Below are 16145 nucleotides of genomic sequence, written 5' to 3'. Positions count from 1 at the left end.
ATCCCCCGCCAGTCGTCATTCAGGAATAATCGTGTAACAAAACGTAAATTATCCATATTGAGAGTTTTCTTAATTCCATTCAGCGAGTATTCTAAAATTGTCGGCAAGAGGAAAAATTACCCGACTCATACGGAATGTGTAGAGTTTTATTATTCTGCAACAGTGCAGCGCGCCACTCTTTTATCCTGTTGTTTACCGCAGGAACCGCTGACGCGCACCAGTAACCCCTTCCCGGTTAATAAGGATATTTTTATGGCAGTTCCAGGAATGGCACAAAAGCTAAACACCCAGATGAACCTTGAGTTCCACGCCTCTAACGTTTACCTGAACTTAAGCGAGTGGTGCGCCCGGCATCGCTTCGACGGCGCCGCGACATTTTTGCGCAACCGCGCGCAGTGCAGCATCACCCTCACCATGCGCGTATTTGACTATCTGAAAAAAGCCGGCAGCTGGCCGATAGTGAATCCCGACCGCGCCTGTAATCCCGAATGTACCTCGCTGGAAGATCTCTTTACCCAAACCCTGGTCGATTACCGCCAGCGTAGCAGTATGCTGAGCGGTCTCGCCGAGGAAGCCAAAGCGCAGAGCGATGACAACACCTGGCGTTTTCTGACCCGGCTGGCGGAAGAGCAGCAGCAGGATGGGCTGCTGCTGCAAAGCGTGCTCGAGGAAATTCGCAATGCCGACAAAGCCGGGATCGGTATGGAACAGACCGATCGCCGTCTGATGGCCCTCGTCGGAGCGTCACAGAAACCCCATTAATCAGAGGCGTCGGGCCTTTCTCGGCCGATCAGGGGGGAGCGCGTTCGCGCTGCCCCGCCCTGTTTATTAATCCGTTATCGCTATACTCCCCTGCCATTTATTCCTCAAAAGAATAAAAAAGTTTTAACTTGATCCCATTCCCTCCTCACCGTTACCCCTTTGGGGGGATTAGTGAGCGCGGTCACTTTTTGTTGAGCCACAAAGAAATATAAAAACAGTGTTTCAAAAATATAAAACACGAGGTTTATTTTTTATGGCTCGATACACGGCTTCAGCCTCTGAAGGGCTGCAGGGAAGACCGATCTTGTTACGCCATCAGTTAGCCTACGGCGGCGGTAATCTGTTAGGGAGTGGCGCACTGGCGATAAGCGGGGCATGGCTACTCTATTTTTATACGACCTTTTGCGGCCTGACGCTGATCGAGGCCTCATTTATCTTCTCCGTCGCCAGCATCATCGACGCCATCAGCAACCCGCTGATGGGCTATCTGACGGATAATTTTGGCAAAACGCGGTTAGGCAAGCGCTTTGGCCGTCGGCGCTTCTTTTTGCTGATCGGCATTCCGCTGATGCTGTTCTACCCGCTGCTGTGGGTAGAGGGCCTGAGTTTCTGGTACTACCTGTGCACCTACGTGGTGTTTGAGATCATCTACACCTCCATCATGGTACCCTATGAAACGCTGGCGACAGAGATGACCGATGATTTCTCGCTACGCTCAAAGCTCACCGGCTATAAAGCCATCTTCGGCAAGCTGGCCAACTTCCTCGCCGCGTTTATTCCCGGACAGTTCATTCTGCTGTACGGCAAAGATTCCGCCACCCCTTTCTTCCTCACCGGGCTGACCTACGGCGCGATCCTGATCGTCGCGATTACCTGCCTGTGGCTGTGCAGCTGGGAGCGCGAGCGTGCGGAAGCCGTGGATACCAGCGCGAAAAAGGGGCTGCTGAGCACCCTGCTGTCGCTGGCGAAAGACATGCGTTCCACCTTTTATCTGCGCGTGTTCCGCAAACATCTCGGTATGTACCTGTGCGGGTTTGGCGCGGAATGGCTGTTTGCCTCCATCTTCACCTATTTCGTGATATTCGTTCTGCAGCACGATCCGGCAATGGTGGCCGGGCTGAACAGCCTGAACTCCATTCTGCAGCTGATCTCCACCGCGCTGTTTATCGGCCTGTGTGTGAAAAAGGGCTTCAGCAAACCCTATATCCTCGCGCTGGGGATCGTGATTTTCGCAGTCCTGCTGTATACCTCGCTGTGGTTCTTCCATCTGCCGTCAGGCCTGGCGACCGTGCTGATGTTCGGTATTACCGTGCTGTTCGGCCTGGGGACCGGCGGGGTTTACTATATTCCCTGGACCGTTTACACCTTCCTCGCCGATGTCGACGAGATCTACACCGGACGCCGCCGGGAAGGGATCTATGCCGGCGCCATGACCTTCTCAGGGAAAATTCTGCGCTCGATTGTGGTGTTTTCGATGGGGGCCATCCTGAGCTTTTACGGTTTCCAGTCAAAAGCGCACAGCCAACCGGAAAGCGCCGTGACCGCCATCGCGGTGGTATTCTGCGTCGGTGTCGTCGCCTTAGCCCTGGCCGCCATCGTCTTCAGTAAGCAGATGAAACTGGACCGTAAAGCCCATCTGGTGGTCCTGCAGGAAGTCGCGCGGATTAAAGCGGGCGGTAAAATCAGTGATATTGCGCCGGAGGTGCGGGCAATCGTTGAGGATCTGGTTGGCCATCGCTACGAAGAGTGCTGGGGCAACAGCAAATTGTTTAAAACCGCTGAGGCTGCGCCAACGCAGACCGTGGTTTCCCATTAAAGGAAAAGGCCCCGTCGGTCACCCGCGGGGCCGGTTATTAATGCGTTTCTTCCTGCGGGGTAAACTTCAGCTCAATCAGGGCAATCGCTTTTTGCACCGCGCGAAGCGTCACCGGGTCGGCAGAAGCCGGGTGGCTGGCGAAGTCGATGGCTTTCAGCTGGCTGGTCATTTTTTCACGCACTTCCACCGGCGCGATGACGTCAATCACGTCGAGGATCTGCTTGATAACCAGCTGGCAGGCAACCACATCGGAAACCAGCTCGTCGTGTTCGGTAAGATGTTGAGACATTAATTACTCCTTTTTTCAGGAGCGTAATAGTACCCTAAATCGTTAACGATAATAAAACCTGCCGTGGCAGGTTTTTTTCGCCACCCGAGTGGCTGGCGGCACCTTTGCTGCCGCTTTGCCGAGGATCCCCTTGATGGCAGCGACAACATGAATACCGCGATCTCTTCCGGGAACGAACGTGCTTTTTCAGCCCCGGCGCTGCTGGTGGCTGGCGCCTTTTTTATGGAGTTTCTCGACGGGACGGTGATCGCTACCGCCCTGCCCGACATGGCGAGAGATTTTGGCGTTACCGCCGTCGAGCTGAATATCGGCATCAGCGCCTATCTGATTACCCTCGCGGTGCTGATCCCCGCCAGCGGCTGGATCGCCGATCGCTTCGGCGCCCGGGCTATCTTCACCCTCGCCCTGGCCATTTTTACCCTTGCCTCGATCTTTTGCGGCCTCTCCAGCGAGATGCATATCTTTGTCGCCATGCGTATCCTGCAGGGGATCGGCGGCGCGCTGATGGTCCCCGTCGGTCGTCTGGCGGTACTGCGCACCACGCCGAAACACCTGCTGATAAAGGCCATCGCCACCCTCACCTGGCCGGCGCTGGTGGCCCCTATTATCGGCCCGCCTTTGGGAGGCTTTATTACCCGCTACGCCAGCTGGCACTGGATCTTCTTTATCAATGTCCCGCTGGGCGTCGCGGCGATTATCCTGTCGCTGCGCATCATTCCTGATATCCGCGAAGCAGAGCGGCGCGCCTTTGATATGACAGGGTTTATCACGACCGCGGTGGCGATGGTCAGCCTGGTCACGGCGATGGAACGGCTCGGCGATCGTCAGCCGCAGATCTGGCCGACGCTGGCCCTCGCCGCGCTTGGCTTCGGCTGTCTGGCGTATGCTATCCGCCACTTCCGCCGGGCGACAGCGCCTATGGTTCGTCTGACGGCGTTGCAGGTGCCGACGTTCCGCGTGACGATGTACGGCGGCTCGCTGTTCCGGGCCTCCATCAGCGCGGTCCCCTTTCTCCTGCCGCTGCTGTTTCAGGTGGGGTTCGGCATGGATCCCTTTCACTCTGGTCTGCTGGTGCTGGCGGTATTTGTCGGCAATTTAACGATTAAACCCGCCACCACGCCGCTGATCCGCTGGCTGGGCTTTCGTCGCCTGCTGTTGATCAACGGCGCGCTGAACGTCTGTTCGCTGCTGGCCTGCGCGCTGCTCACGCCGCAAACCCCGGTCTGGGCGATCATGCTGATCCTTTATCTCGGCGGGGTGTTTCGCTCAGTCCAGTTCACGGGCGTGAGCACGCTGGCCTTTGCCGATGTCCCCGCCGCGCAGATGAGCGATGCCAATACTCTGTTCAGTACCGCGTCGCAGCTGGCGGTGGGGCTGGGGATCACGCTTGGGGCAATCGGCATTCGCCTGGGTGAACAGGTCGGCGACTGGCTCCACCTTTCCGCCGTACCGGGGATCAGCTTTCGCCTGGCGTTTGTGTTTATCGCGGTGATTTGTCTGGTGGGGATGATCGACAGCCTGCATCTGGCCAAAACGGCAGGCAGCAGCGTGTCGGCGAAGAAATCGTAGAGGATGGAAGGGCCAGCGGCGCTGGCCCTGATAACGATTACCCGACGATCTGGCGGACAAACGCTTCGATCGCTTTATCCTGGCAGTTTTCGAAGAAGCACTGCTGGAAGCGAGGGCCAGAGACCGCGGTTTTCACCAGTTCCGGATCGATGGCGCGCAGGGTATCGAGATAATTTTCTTTGACTACCGCCGCTTTGACCTGGTTGAGGATCCCGGCATTACGCACCTGCGGTTCTTTGCGCTCCGGCGGATAGCCTTCGCCGTTACGACCGGTAAAGGCTTTTTCAAAGATAAACCGCACGTTCAGCTCGGCGCCCCAGCCGAAACCTTTGGCAAACGGCAGCGACAGCGCGTTACCATTGTTGATCTGGGCAAACAGGAACGCATCCGCCGGGTCGATACAGTAGCCGCAGACCACGCCAGGATGGATGTTCAGCGACATCAGCGCTCCCTGGCCGGTACCGCATCCGGTGACCACGAAGTCGACCGCCTTCGAATTCAGCAGGATGCTGGCCATGATCCCGAGGTGAATATAGGTCAGATGATGATCGTTCTCATCGCTCATACCGACGTTATAGACCGGAAATCCTTTTTCGTCGGCAACCGCGTTAAGCTCCTTGAGGATGATGGCGTTTTTGTTCGCCTGGCTGTTCTCCATCATCAGTGCAATCTTCATGGTTTACTCTCCTGAATGCTGTGCGGGCCTGCCCGCAGAATGTCATTGGCGTTGACTGCACTCTACTACCTGGAAAACAAACTTTCAAATTTTATGAAAAGTTGTTTTAAAAATCACGCAGCGCTTCACACTTTCGCCGCCTCTGCCGCTCAGGTTAGGGTGTCGCCTCCTCATCAGGACGACTCCGCCTGGCGCTCCCCGCCTCGCAATCCGCAGAGGCAGTCATTTCGCCTCCGCAAAAAACTAATAATAAATTAAAACCATTCTCATTTATTATTAAACTGCCAATGCGTGTTATTCCCATTAGCATTTTAAATAAAATCTTTTTAAATTTACTTTTTGCAAATAATTAAATAACAAATTATAGTGGCAGCCAATAACATCTATATTTTAATTCCAGGAGCGCGACGATGCTGAAAACGGAAATGATCGACAAACTGAATGAACAGATGAATCTTGAACTCTATTCTTCTCTTCTTTATCAGCAGATGAGCGCCTGGTGCAGTTATCATAGTTTTGAAGGGGCTGCGGCCTTCCTGCGTCGCCATGCCCAGGAAGAGATGACCCATATGCAGCGCCTGTTCGACTACCTGACCGACACCGGCAGCCTGCCGCGCATCAACGCTATCGCCTCCCCGTTTGCCGAGTATGCGTCACTGGATGAACTGTTCCGCCAGACCTATGAGCACGAGCAGCTGATCACGCAAAAAATTAATGAACTGGCGCACGCGGCTATGACCAGTCAGGATTACCCGACCTTTAATTTCCTGCAGTGGTATGTCGCCGAACAGCATGAAGAAGAGAAATTATTTAAATCGGTAATTGATAAACTGACCCTCGCCGGGAAAAGCGGTGAAGGTCTGTACTTTATCGACAAAGAGCTGGCCACCCTCGATACGCAGAATTAATTGCCCGCGCCGCGACGCTTCTCCGTCGCGGCATTTTCAATGCTGACAAATCTTGTTTTCTGCGGTGGTAAATCCTGCCTCTCTGGCAATAAATTTGCCTTTCTGCTCTAAAAACGCCACCAGCTCCGCAGCGCTCAGATTTTCCGCCGAACAGGTGTGAAAGCGCGCCTCTGCGCCAAAGCGACGGTGAATGGCCGCCTCCAGCGAAGCCACCGTCCAGCACTCCTTCGACGCCAGCATCATCTGCAGCACTTCATGACCATGAATAGAAGACATAACCCCTCCGGAAAAAAACGCCAGCTTAGGCCAGACCGACGGCCCGCGCCTTGCGCCAGCGCAGGCTTTCATCCTTTGGACCTTGTAAAGTTTTAATTACAGAGCTTGTAACCCTGATTTGACGAAAGACGCAATATCCCCTACTCTGCGCGGCATAAATTATTGTGATTTGCTGTAGGGATAGCGAAAAGCGTGAAGAACCGCACTCTGGGCAGTATTTTAATCGTAGCCGGCACCACAATCGGTGCAGGTATGTTGGCGATGCCATTGGCCGCCGCAGGCGTCGGCTTTACCGTCACGCTGGGTTTACTTTTCACCCTGTGGGCATTGATGTGCTATACCGCCCTTTTGCTGCTGGAAGTCTACCAGCATGTCCCTGCCGATATGGGGCTCGGTTCCCTGGCGGCGCGCTATCTGGGCCGTTATGGACAATGGATCACCGGGTTCTGCATGCTGTTTCTGCTGTACGCCCTCACGGCGGCCTACATCAGTGGCGCCGGCGAATTACTCGCTTCCAGCCTCAACCAGTGGCTGGACTGGCAGCTGCCGCCGGCTGCCGGCGTACTGATCTTCACCCTGCTCGGCGGGGCGGTGGTGTGCATTGGCACCGCGCTGGTCGACCTGTTCAATCGCTTCCTGTTTAGCGCCAAAATCGTCTTCCTGGTGATTATGCTGGCTCTGCTGATGCCGCACATTCATCAGGTGAACCTGCTCACACTGCCGGTTGAGCAAGGCCTGGCGCTGTCGGCCATTCCGGTGATCTTTACCTCTTTTGGCTTTCACGGCAGCGTGCCGAGCGTCGTCAGCTATCTGGGGGGCGATATTCGTAAGCTGCGCCGGGTGTTTATTATCGGCAGTTTTATTCCGCTGGTGGCCTATATTTTCTGGCAGCTGGCGACGCTGGGCAGTATCGACGCTCCGGCCTTTACCGCCCTGCTGGCGCAACATGCCGGTCTGAACGGTCTGCTGGAGGCGATCCGCGAAGTGGTAGCGTCACCGCACGTGGAGCTGGCCGTACACCTGTTTGCCGACCTTGCGCTGGCGACCTCCTTCCTCGGCGTCTCGCTCGGGCTGTTTGATTATCTGGCCGATATGTTTCAGCGCAAAAACAGCGTCAGCGGGCGTCTGCAGAGCGGGATGATCACCTTTCTGCCGCCGCTGGCGTTCGCCCTGTTCTATCCCCGCGGCTTCGTCATGGCCCTGGGCTACGCCGGGGTGGCGTTGGCCGTGCTGGCCCTGATGTTACCGGCCATGCTGGTCATGAAGAGCCGCCGACTGCATCCGCAGGCGGCCTGGCGGGTGGCCGGCGGCGCCCCGGCGCTGTGGCTGGTCCTGCTGTGCGGGATCGGCATCGTAGCGATCCAGTTCTGCATCGTCGCCGGGCTGTTACCGGCGGTGGGATAAAAAAAGGGGCCAGCTGGCCCCTTTTTCATTTCGCTAAGCAACACTGCTTATACTTTTTACCGCTGCCGCACGGACAGGGATCGTTACGTCCGACTTTCGTCTCATTTCTTACCGGCTGCGGGACCACCTCCGGCTGCGGATTCGCCATCCAGTACTGGTAAAGCGCCAGCGCCGCCGGGGTGATGCGCTCGATGCTGGCGATAAATTCATCCGCCGTCAGATTATCCAGCGCGGAAAACTGTTCTTCGCTACCGTGGAGCGCAATCGCCTCCAGCTCAGGCTGAAGTTCAGCAGGCAGCGTCGACCAGTCGCTCAGCGCTACGCCGCGCAGATAGCCAAAACACCACTCTTCAACGATGGTCAGCTCCTGACCTTCCGCTTCACGGGTGCCGAACAGCGGTTCGAACTGATCGGGATAAGACTCCAGCCGTTCGGCGATATCGCTCATATGCTGCAGCGTCAGATTGACAAAGCGATCGCGCTCGCGGTCGTTGGCCCAGCGTGGCACATTATCGGCACCACCCCAGATAGCCAGCAGCCACTGGGCGGGTTCGATAGCGGTGGGCGCCGAGAGGATCGCCGTCAACAGGCCATCCAGTTCAGAGACATCCAGAATAGCGCCTTCGGTGGCGTATTTCGCCAGCGTCTCGTCCAGCCATTCCAGTTCGTTTTCGTTTAAAGGTCCGGTATTCATTCACAGGCTCGCATGGTAAAAATCGGGCCTACAGTAGCCGAAATGCCGGCAGAAAGCCACCCGGCAGCGCCCATTGCGCCTGCGTCGACCCGACACAATCAGGCCAGCCCGTGCAGCGCCGCCGCCACGTCGCGACAGGCCTCCTCCCCTAACGGCAGCAAGGGGCGGGGAAGCGAGTCAGGATCACACAATCCCAGAATGGCCGCAGCGGCGGCGACCACCCGCAGGCTGCCGCCGTAGCGGTCAAAGCACCGCCAGAGGGGCGCAAGTTGCTTATTCAGCGCCGCCACCTGTGCCGCATCGCCGTGACAGATAGCTTTCACCAGCGCCAGAGAGATACGTGGAAAGAGGCCGCCGCAGACCGAGTACCAGACCTCGCAGCCGGCCTGCAAGCCCGCCGTCGCGCGAACGTCACCGCTAACGCCAAGCGTCACGCCGCCAGGCAGATGACGACGCAGAGCCGCCACCCGTTCGCTCGCCTGCGGCGCGGGCAGACCGGGAATTTTTATCGAGGCGATGGCCGGTAAGGCAGCAATCTGCCCCTGCAGCTCATCCGATAACGTCACGTGGGTGGTACGGGGGTTGTCATACAGGCAAACCGGCACCGAGGCATGCCGGCAGACCTCCTCGTAAAAAGCGTAGATCTCCTCCGCAAAGAGCGGCTGATAGGACATCATCGGCAGGAGCAATGCATCCGCCCCGGCCTGCTGGGCATCCTCCACCAGCCGGAGCACCTCGCTGGTGGCGATGGCGCCGACGCCGACCATCATCGGGGTCGACCCGGCATGCGCCTTCGCCACCTGCACCACCCGCTTGCGCTGTTCACGACTGAGATAGGCGTAGCTGCCGGTTGAGCCTAAGATGCCCAGGGAGTCGACTCCGGCATCGGTAAGACGAGCAAGAAGACGAATAAACGCTTTTTCATCGATAGTTTGCTGATGCAGCGGCGTCAGCGGAAATGCGCAAAGCCCTGTGAACATGATGCCTCCGGCAGGCTGGATGAAGTGTCCGGACGATAGTAGCAGGGAGAGATCGTTTTGTCCTGGGACAAATGAGCGATTGCCGGTGACAATGGATTGTTTCCCACTACGTGGTGATCCCGTTCGCGAGATTGCCGCCGTCAGCCCAGTCATCGATAGCCACCAGATTCTGCCGAGGATATTCAACGACGCCGTGCCCTGCAGTCGCTATTTTTTGCTGGATTGCCAATCTTAAATCAACTTGTCATAATCCCGCGCAATTTATATGGCTATATATTTAAGCAGCAATTAAATAAAGCAACACTATGGCTTCAAGCGGATAAAAAATGGCAGATGACATCCAGAAAAAATATCTCAAAATATTGTTAATAAAGTCTACGTATAAAACATTACTGGGTCGCCCCGCAGATCCTGACGGTCTTAAAAATTATTACGATGCAATTTCTGACAAGTCGCTTGCAGAATCAGCACAACTTCTTAACGCATCGCTGATGAACAGTGACGAGTTCAAGCGATTAACACCATCCAGAATGGCATTCGAGAATGTATGTATCCCGCCACATCCTGTATCAGGGATTGAAACTCAAGGACAATGGGCTGTGAAGCACATTGTGTCATTAGGAAGCCATTGTTTAACGTCGTGGACACTGAAAAAATTTAATCTGAAAAAAACCTCTCTGCCTTTTGACTGGATTTTTTCCTGCCCGGCGATGATCATCGATTGCCTGAGGGACGATTTTCAGACTTTTTTAGACAAAAACGAATATAGCTCATTAAATCGCCAGTCCAAAGAACCCGGCGCCCACCACAATAAATATAAACAAAAATATAACCTGAATGATATCTTCACCCATCGCGATCCCACCACCCCAGCCGATTATGCGTATTACCTCCGGGCAGTAAAGAGACTCAGGAACATATTAAAAAGCGCGGATGGCAAGCTTTTTGTCATTTGCTGCAGATAAGAGATCGACCTTGCAAAGGCGCCCCGGCATTAGTCGCTGAACTTGCTCAGCACACGACGAACTTTTATCTGTTAGCTTTTTCACTGCGGAAACCCTCTCACCTTCAGCTGGAGCGCATCGCGTCCGGGGAGAATTATTCGCTATATCGTTTTACCCCTGAGTCTGAAGAAAGATTTACCGGCAAATTCCCCTCGCTTACGGATGAGATGGTATTTATATCGAAAGTACTTTCTTTCAACCTCGAACTGTAGAGACGGTTTCAACGCCGGTTCGCTGTGTACCCGCTTGCCTCCCCCTGCTGGCCTGGGGGAGCGAGATCGTTCCGATCATATAATCCCCCACCCGCTAAGCCTATTATCCGCCGCGACCCGGACCGGCTTCACTACGGTAAGCCTCTACGCCAGAGGTCTGTGCCGATCACAGACCATGACTTCAGGCCTCTCCTTGCCCGGAGTCAGAACGGCATCCCGTATCATCAGGCGCAGGCTTAGCCAGTAACAATGTTTCGGGTGCAGGACAAGGTGGAGAAGAAAAACAGGATGACATGTCGTGATAAAGCGGGGTTTAAAAACAAAAAAACCACCCGTAGGTGGTTTCACGACACTGCTTATTGCTTTGATTATTCTATATTTCCCAATGGTACCCGGAGTGGGACTTGAACCCACACAGCGCGAACGCCGAGGGATTTTAAATCCCTTGTGTCTACCGATTCCACCATCCGGGCTCGGGATATAAAGTGGAGGCGCGTTCCGGAGTCGAACCGGACTAGACGGATTTGCAATCCGCTACATAACCGCTTTGCTAACGCGCCTTTAATTCTGAAGCACCCGCTACTGCCGATGCTGTTAATCTGGAGCGGGAAACGAGACTCGAACTCGCGACCCCGACCTTGGCAAGGTCGTGCTCTACCAACTGAGCTATTCCCGCATCATCAAGTTATTTGCTAATCACTTGATTTTGTTATCGTCTGGAAGACTGTGCCGCCGTTCGATGCGTTGCATTCTACTTATCTCTCGCGGTGAGTCAACGGTATTTTTCGCAACTTTGCATCGTTTGCTGAAAATAACGGCGAAACGATCACTGATCAAGCAAATCGCCGCGCGCCGCGTTCAAATATTGCAGCATCGACCACAGCGTCAGCACCGCCGCCACGAGGAAAAGCGCGATCCCGGCCCATTCCACCCACGGATAAGGACGCCACAGCATCCACACCAGGGCAGTCATCTGTGCGGTGGTTTTCACTTTGCCAATCCACGAGACCGCCACGCTGCTGCGTTTTCCCAGCTCCGCCATCCACTCGCGCAGCGCGGAGATAATAATTTCACGGGCAATCATCGTCGCCGCCGGCAGCGTGACCCACCAGGTGTGATAGTGCTCAGCGACCAGCACCATGGCGATAGCCACCATGACTTTATCGGCCACCGGATCGAGGAAGGCGCCGAACCGGGTACTCTGGTTCCAGCGACGGGCGAGGAATCCATCAAACCAGTCAGTCACGGCGGCAACAAAGAAAATCAGCGCGCAGGCAAACGGCGCCCAGCTAAAGGGCAGATAAAACGCCAGCACAAAGAACGGGATCAGGATGACGCGGAACAGAGTAAGCAACGTAGGGATATTAAATTGCATAGTGACGGGTAACTATCTGTTGTAAGTAAAAATTAGCCCTATGTTGCTACAGAGCCCCTAATGTTTCAACGAGTAGAAGATCTTTTCTGCCAGAGCGTGAGAGATGCCCGGTACTTTGGCAATTTCTTCGACGCTGGCCTGCTGCAGCCCCTGCAGCCCCCCCATGTACTTCAGCAGCATCTGGCGACGCTTCGGCCCCACCCCCTCGATAGTCTCAAGCGAGCTGGTGCTCTTCACTTTCGCCCGTTTTTTGCGATGTCCGGAGATCGCATGATCGTGCGATTCATCGCGGATATGCTGGATCACGTGCAGGGCCGGCGAATCCGGCGGCAGGCTAAATCCCTCGCCCTCTGGTTCAAAGAATAACGTTTCCAGGCCGGCTTTACGATCGCTACCTTTCGCCACGCCCAGCAGCAGCGGATGATGTTTATCCCAGGGGACGTCCAGCTCGGCAAACACCGCTTTCGCCTGCGCCAGCTGCCCCTTGCCGCCGTCTATCAGGATCACATCCGGAATCTTGTTGTCATCAATCGCTTTACCATAGCGACGGCGCAGGACCTGATTCATCGCCGCATAGTCATCGCCCGGGGTGATGCCGGCGATATTGTAGCGCCGGTACTCCGCGCGCAGGGGGCCATTACTGTCAAATACCACGCAGGAGGCGACGGTCTGTTCGCCCATGGTGTGGCTGATATCAAAGCACTCCATCCGCTTCACGGCCGGCAGCTCCAGCACGGTGGCCAGCGCCTGCAGACGCTGATGAATGGTCGATTGCTGAGACAATTTCGTGGTTAACGCCGTGGCGGCATTGGTGCGCGCCAGCTTAAGGTAACGCGCCCGGTCGCCGCGCGGTTTAGTCTGCACATGAATTCGGCGCCCCGCCAGCTCCGACAACGACTCGGCCAGCAGCGTCTTATCCCCGAGGTTGAAGTCGAGCAAAATCTCTCCCGGCAGCGTGCGCATCTGGCTGCCCTGCAGGTAGAACTGGCCGACAAAGGTCTCCACGACCTCGCCCAGCTCGGTGCCGCCCGGCACTTTCGGGAAGTAGCTGCGGCTGCCCAGCACTTTACCCTGGCGGATAAACAGCACATGGACGCAGGCCATTCCAGCATCGAAGGCAACCCCGATCACGTCAAGATCGTCGCCGGTGTTAGAGACAAACTGTTTCTCCGTCACGCGGCGGACGGCCTGAATCTGGTCGCGAATGCGCGCCGCCTCTTCGAACTCGAGGTTCTGACTCGCCTTCTCCATCCTCGCGATGAGCTGAGTCAGCACCTGATCATCTTTGCCGGCGAGAAACAGCCGCACATACTCCACCTGCTGAGCATACTCGTCTTCACTGACCAGCCCCGCCACGCACGGCCCCAGGCAGCGGCCAATCTGATACTGTAGACAGGGACGGGAGCGATTGCGGTAGACGCTGTTTTCACACTGACGGATGGGAAAGATTTTCTGCAGCAGCGCCAGGGTCTCGCGCACGGCATAGCCGTTGGGAAAAGGACCAAAATACTCGCCCTTCGCATGTTTGGCGCCACGATGCATCGCCAGACGCGGATGGGTATCGCCGCTGAGGAAGATAAAAGGATACGACTTATCGTCGCGCAACAGCACGTTGTACCGCGGCTGGTACAGTTTGATATAGTTGTGTTCAAGCAGCAGCGCTTCCGTCTCGGTATGGGTGACGGTCACGTCGATTTGCGCGATCAGCGCCACCAGCGCTTCCGTTTTACGCGACGCGAGGTTGCTGCGGAAGTAGCTGCTGAGCCGCTTTTTCAAATCTTTGGCTTTGCCAACATAGATGACGGTTCCGCCAGCATCATACATCCGATACACACCGGGCTGGCTGGTTACCGTTTTCAGGAAAGCTTTTGCGTCAAAAACATCACTCACTGGCTTGCTAACGACTCCGCATTACACAGGCCATGGCGAATTGCCAGGTGGGTCAGCTCGACATCGCCATGAATGTTCAATTTGCTGAACATCCGATAGCGATAGCTGTTAACCGTTTTAGGACTCAGATTCAGCTGCTCTGAGATCTCATTCACCTTCTGACCTTTGGTGATCATCAGCATAATCTGCAATTCGCGTTCAGACAAACTGGCAAACGGCGATTCTGTTTTTTCCGGTTCAATCTGACTTAACGCCATTTGCTGCGCAATATCGGAGGCAATGTAACGTTGCCCGGACGCGACGCAACGAATCGCATTCACCACTTCCTGTGGCGCAGCGCCCTTACTGAGATACCCTGCCGCCCCTGCCTGCATGACCTTGGCAGGTAAAGGATTCTCGGTATGCACGGTCAACATGATCACTTTCGTGCCCGCTACCGAGCGCGCGATTTTGCGCGTCGCTTCCAGACCACCGATCCCAGGCATGTTCATGTCCATCAGGACGACATCAGCGGAATTAGCCCGGCACCACTTGACGGCGTCTTCGCCGCAGCAGGCTTCGCCAGCGACTTTAATCCCTTTTATATCTTCCAGAATGCGTCGTATCCCTGCGCGCACCAGTTCGTGGTCATCAACAAGAAGAACGTTGATCAAAGGAATAATCTCCAGAATGAGGGATAACGCTACTGATACTTTATCTCCCACATATTACCGGGTTTTATTGCTAATTTAAAAGGCAAAAAAATGCCGTCTCCTCGATTTGGCTCTCATTTATGGCAATGTCTGTACACACTGAGTGGAAAGTCATTGCGAACAATCAGTTGCCCGAGGCTTATTTTTTAACAATCCTCATACAGAAGGCACAAAAAACACAACAGATTACGTAGCGCATAAATACGAGGCAAAATATGTAACAATTATTAACGTGCTAAATAATTGGGGGAAATTATTGCGCTGCTGACAGCTATTACGTCTTATCTGATGCATAAAATCATTCACAACTCAGATGAGAGAACAGAAATTAAGCACTCCTTTTTTTTCTGTCGCTTGTGGTATACTGCGCGGCCTTCACATTCAGACAGGCGCAATAGCGCAGCGAGCAAACGAGGATATCGATGAGCACACCAGATTTTTCCACTGCAGAAAATAATCAAGAACTGGCGCAGGAAGTCTCCTGCCTGAAAGCGCTGATGACGCTAATGCTGCAGGCGATGGGTCAGGCAGACGCGGGTCGCGTGATTATTAAAATGGAAAAGCAGATCGCGCAGATGGAAGATGAGGCTCAGGCCGCCGTATTCTCCAGCACCGTTAAGCAAATTAAACAAGCATACCGGCAGTAATCTTGTACCGGCTGAAAGTATGACTGACAGCCGGTATCACGTCTGGCACGCAGAACGGCAGGCGCATTCAGATTAGCCCTGTCGCCACGGCGTAACAGGCAATTTGCGTTTTATTCGGCGCGTTAAATTTCCGTTGCATATTCTTCTGATGGAAATTAACCGTATTTTCCGAAATCGAGAGAATCATCGCCACCTCCGCCGAGGTCTTTCCTTCCGCGGTCCATTTGAGGATCTCCAGTTCGCGCCGGCTGAACTTCATCTCCGGCGGCATCACCATCTCATCTTCCAGACGCAAGAGCGTCAACAGGCTCAACTCCGTCAGCGTTCGCAGGCGCAGCTCCAGTTCATCATCAGGATAAGCGTTCGGCAAACGGTTGTTCGCGGAGACGGAGAGAAAACCCTGAGCATGATTCGGCAACGTCAGACACTGTGTCACCCCTTTTTGCAAACCATGGTCGCGCGCCCCGTCCCATAATGCCTGCGCATCGCGAAACAGCCCATCTTCCCATGGCAGATGGCCACGCATAAAATTCTCCGGGCGTAACACGGGATCTATCGTGAAATAATTCTCTGCCTGGTAATGAGACATCCATGCGCGGGGATAGGTCGACTGAAACGTGACGCGGGGGCGAGTGAAAGGCACCGGGTGACGCACACAAAGCGTGTAGTAATCATATTCCAGCATTTCTGTTTCTCGTTGCAGGAGATTATAAACCTCCTCACCGGCGGCCATGGACTGAAATTGATGCAGCATATCCCGCCGCCAGCTGAAAAAATCATTGTCCCTCATAGCTGTGCAAATAACTCCTGATTGATAATCATTATTATAAATACAGAAAACTAACACATAAATCTTATTTATATGTATAAAATATCGTAGCTGTCGCATTTATTAGCCTGAAGGCTTGCCTTTTTTCCGCTCGCTGCGCTGAAACTAAGGCCCTCCCTTCA

General features: G+C 54.8%; 17 protein-coding genes, 3 tRNA genes and 1 pseudogene. 8 read left to right on the top strand and 13 right to left on the bottom strand.

What is annotated here, in order from left to right; genetic code table 11:
• Window positions 1-252 precede the first annotated feature (252 nt).
• On the top strand, window positions 253-762 hold the full coding sequence (locus K5R89_RS20220; protein ID WP_032453399.1) for a non-heme ferritin-like protein: 510 nt from the start codon (window positions 253-255) through the stop codon (window positions 760-762).
• 104 nt (window positions 763-866) lie between these two features.
• Here the strand turns inward: K5R89_RS20220 and K5R89_RS20215 are convergent, their stop codons facing one another.
• Window positions 867-1001, bottom strand: coding sequence for a hypothetical protein (locus tag K5R89_RS20215; protein WP_049013748.1), 135 nt, complete (start codon window positions 999-1001; stop codon window positions 867-869).
• Window positions 1002-1066: 65 nt separating this feature from the next.
• On the opposite strand from K5R89_RS20215, the gene K5R89_RS20210 reads away from it, so the two are divergent.
• A complete protein-coding gene (locus K5R89_RS20210) occupies window positions 1067-2578 on the top strand; it encodes an MFS transporter (protein ID WP_032453400.1) in 1512 nt (503 codons plus the stop codon).
• 37 nt (window positions 2579-2615) lie between these two features.
• Here the strand turns inward: K5R89_RS20210 and K5R89_RS20205 are convergent, their stop codons facing one another.
• On the bottom strand, window positions 2616-2867 hold the full coding sequence (locus K5R89_RS20205) for a DUF2766 family protein (RefSeq protein WP_004203448.1): 252 nt from the start codon (window positions 2865-2867) through the stop codon (window positions 2616-2618).
• Window positions 2868-3014: 147 nt separating this feature from the next.
• Between K5R89_RS20205 and K5R89_RS20200 the strand changes: the two genes are divergently transcribed.
• Window positions 3015-4436, top strand: coding sequence for an MFS transporter (locus K5R89_RS20200; protein WP_032453401.1), 1422 nt, complete (start codon window positions 3015-3017; stop codon window positions 4434-4436).
• Between the two features lie 37 nt (window positions 4437-4473).
• Here the strand turns inward: K5R89_RS20200 and K5R89_RS20195 are convergent, their stop codons facing one another.
• Window positions 4474-5112, bottom strand: coding sequence for an RpiB/LacA/LacB family sugar-phosphate isomerase (locus K5R89_RS20195; RefSeq protein WP_023290273.1), 639 nt, complete (start codon window positions 5110-5112; stop codon window positions 4474-4476).
• A gap of 245 nt (window positions 5113-5357) precedes the next feature.
• On the opposite strand from K5R89_RS20195, the pseudogene K5R89_RS27530 reads away from it, so the two are divergent.
• Together K5R89_RS27530 and ftnA are read left to right on the top strand one after the other, a co-directional pair.
• Window positions 5358-5465, top strand: a pseudogene (locus tag K5R89_RS27530) (hypothetical protein); the annotation flags it as partial.
• Between the two features lie 57 nt (window positions 5466-5522).
• Complete coding sequence (gene ftnA / locus K5R89_RS20185) at window positions 5523-6020, top strand: non-heme ferritin (RefSeq protein WP_004203451.1); 498 nt, start codon at window positions 5523-5525, stop codon at window positions 6018-6020.
• Window positions 6021-6056: 36 nt separating this feature from the next.
• Here the strand turns inward: ftnA and K5R89_RS20180 are convergent, their stop codons facing one another.
• Complete coding sequence (locus K5R89_RS20180; RefSeq protein ID WP_023290274.1) at window positions 6057-6296, bottom strand: YecH family metal-binding protein; 240 nt, start codon at window positions 6294-6296, stop codon at window positions 6057-6059.
• A 192-nt stretch (window positions 6297-6488) separates the two neighbouring features.
• Here K5R89_RS20180 and tyrP point away from each other — a divergent pair, with 192 nt between their 5' ends.
• Window positions 6489-7700: a tyrosine transporter TyrP gene (gene tyrP, locus K5R89_RS20175; protein WP_032428925.1), complete on the top strand. Its 1212-nt coding sequence runs from the start codon at window positions 6489-6491 to the stop codon at window positions 7698-7700.
• A 25-nt stretch (window positions 7701-7725) separates the two neighbouring features.
• Here tyrP and K5R89_RS20170 read toward each other — a convergent pair whose 3' ends face one another.
• Window positions 7726-8394, bottom strand: a complete 669-nt coding sequence (locus tag K5R89_RS20170) for a YecA family protein (RefSeq protein WP_004203454.1) — start codon at window positions 8392-8394, stop codon at window positions 7726-7728.
• 98 nt (window positions 8395-8492) lie between these two features.
• Window positions 8493-9374 (bottom strand): dihydrodipicolinate synthase family protein, encoded by an 882-nt coding sequence (locus tag K5R89_RS20165; RefSeq protein WP_087827157.1) that lies wholly within the window; start codon window positions 9372-9374, stop codon window positions 8493-8495.
• A gap of 326 nt (window positions 9375-9700) precedes the next feature.
• Here K5R89_RS20165 and K5R89_RS20160 point away from each other — a divergent pair, with 326 nt between their 5' ends.
• The gene (locus K5R89_RS20160) at window positions 9701-10339 is read left to right on the top strand and encodes a DUF1796 family putative cysteine peptidase (protein WP_228744789.1); all 639 of its coding nucleotides are present in this window, start codon (window positions 9701-9703) and stop codon (window positions 10337-10339) included.
• A 637-nt stretch (window positions 10340-10976) separates the two neighbouring features.
• Here K5R89_RS20160 and K5R89_RS20155 read toward each other — a convergent pair.
• The 6 genes from K5R89_RS20155 to uvrY all read right to left on the bottom strand — a co-directional run bounded on the left by K5R89_RS20155 (window position 10977) and on the right by uvrY (window position 14508).
• Window positions 10977-11063 (bottom strand) — tRNA-Leu (locus K5R89_RS20155).
• A 13-nt stretch (window positions 11064-11076) separates the two neighbouring features.
• A tRNA-Cys gene (locus K5R89_RS20150) sits at window positions 11077-11150 on the bottom strand.
• Window positions 11151-11190: 40 nt separating this feature from the next.
• Window positions 11191-11266: transfer RNA gene (locus K5R89_RS20145), tRNA-Gly, on the bottom strand.
• A 150-nt stretch (window positions 11267-11416) separates the two neighbouring features.
• The gene (gene pgsA / locus K5R89_RS20140) at window positions 11417-11965 is read right to left on the bottom strand and encodes a CDP-diacylglycerol--glycerol-3-phosphate 3-phosphatidyltransferase (protein WP_004141115.1); all 549 of its coding nucleotides are present in this window, start codon (window positions 11963-11965) and stop codon (window positions 11417-11419) included.
• A gap of 57 nt (window positions 11966-12022) precedes the next feature.
• Window positions 12023-13855, bottom strand: a complete 1833-nt coding sequence (gene uvrC, locus K5R89_RS20135) for an excinuclease ABC subunit UvrC (protein ID WP_023290278.1) — start codon at window positions 13853-13855, stop codon at window positions 12023-12025.
• Window positions 13852-14508: a UvrY/SirA/GacA family response regulator transcription factor gene (gene uvrY / locus K5R89_RS20130; protein WP_002911539.1), complete on the bottom strand. Its 657-nt coding sequence runs from the start codon at window positions 14506-14508 to the stop codon at window positions 13852-13854. The genes uvrC and uvrY overlap by 4 nt, the downstream gene beginning before the upstream one ends.
• Window positions 14509-14969: 461 nt before the next feature.
• Here uvrY and K5R89_RS20125 point away from each other — a divergent pair, with 461 nt between their 5' ends.
• Window positions 14970-15194, top strand: coding sequence for a DUF2594 family protein (locus tag K5R89_RS20125; protein ID WP_023290279.1), 225 nt, complete (start codon window positions 14970-14972; stop codon window positions 15192-15194).
• A gap of 67 nt (window positions 15195-15261) precedes the next feature.
• Here the strand turns inward: K5R89_RS20125 and sdiA are convergent, their stop codons facing one another.
• The gene (gene sdiA / locus K5R89_RS20120; protein ID WP_087827158.1) at window positions 15262-15984 is read right to left on the bottom strand and encodes a transcriptional regulator SdiA; all 723 of its coding nucleotides are present in this window, start codon (window positions 15982-15984) and stop codon (window positions 15262-15264) included.
• Window positions 15985-16145: the final 161 nt, after the last annotated feature.

This window comes from Klebsiella sp. TF21-TM (assembly GCF_019753495.1).
Taxonomy (GTDB): Bacteria; Pseudomonadota; Gammaproteobacteria; order Enterobacterales; family Enterobacteriaceae; genus Klebsiella; species Klebsiella quasipneumoniae.
The sequence above is the reverse complement of the archived record's forward strand: the minus strand, read 5'-3'. Positions and strand labels throughout refer to the sequence as shown.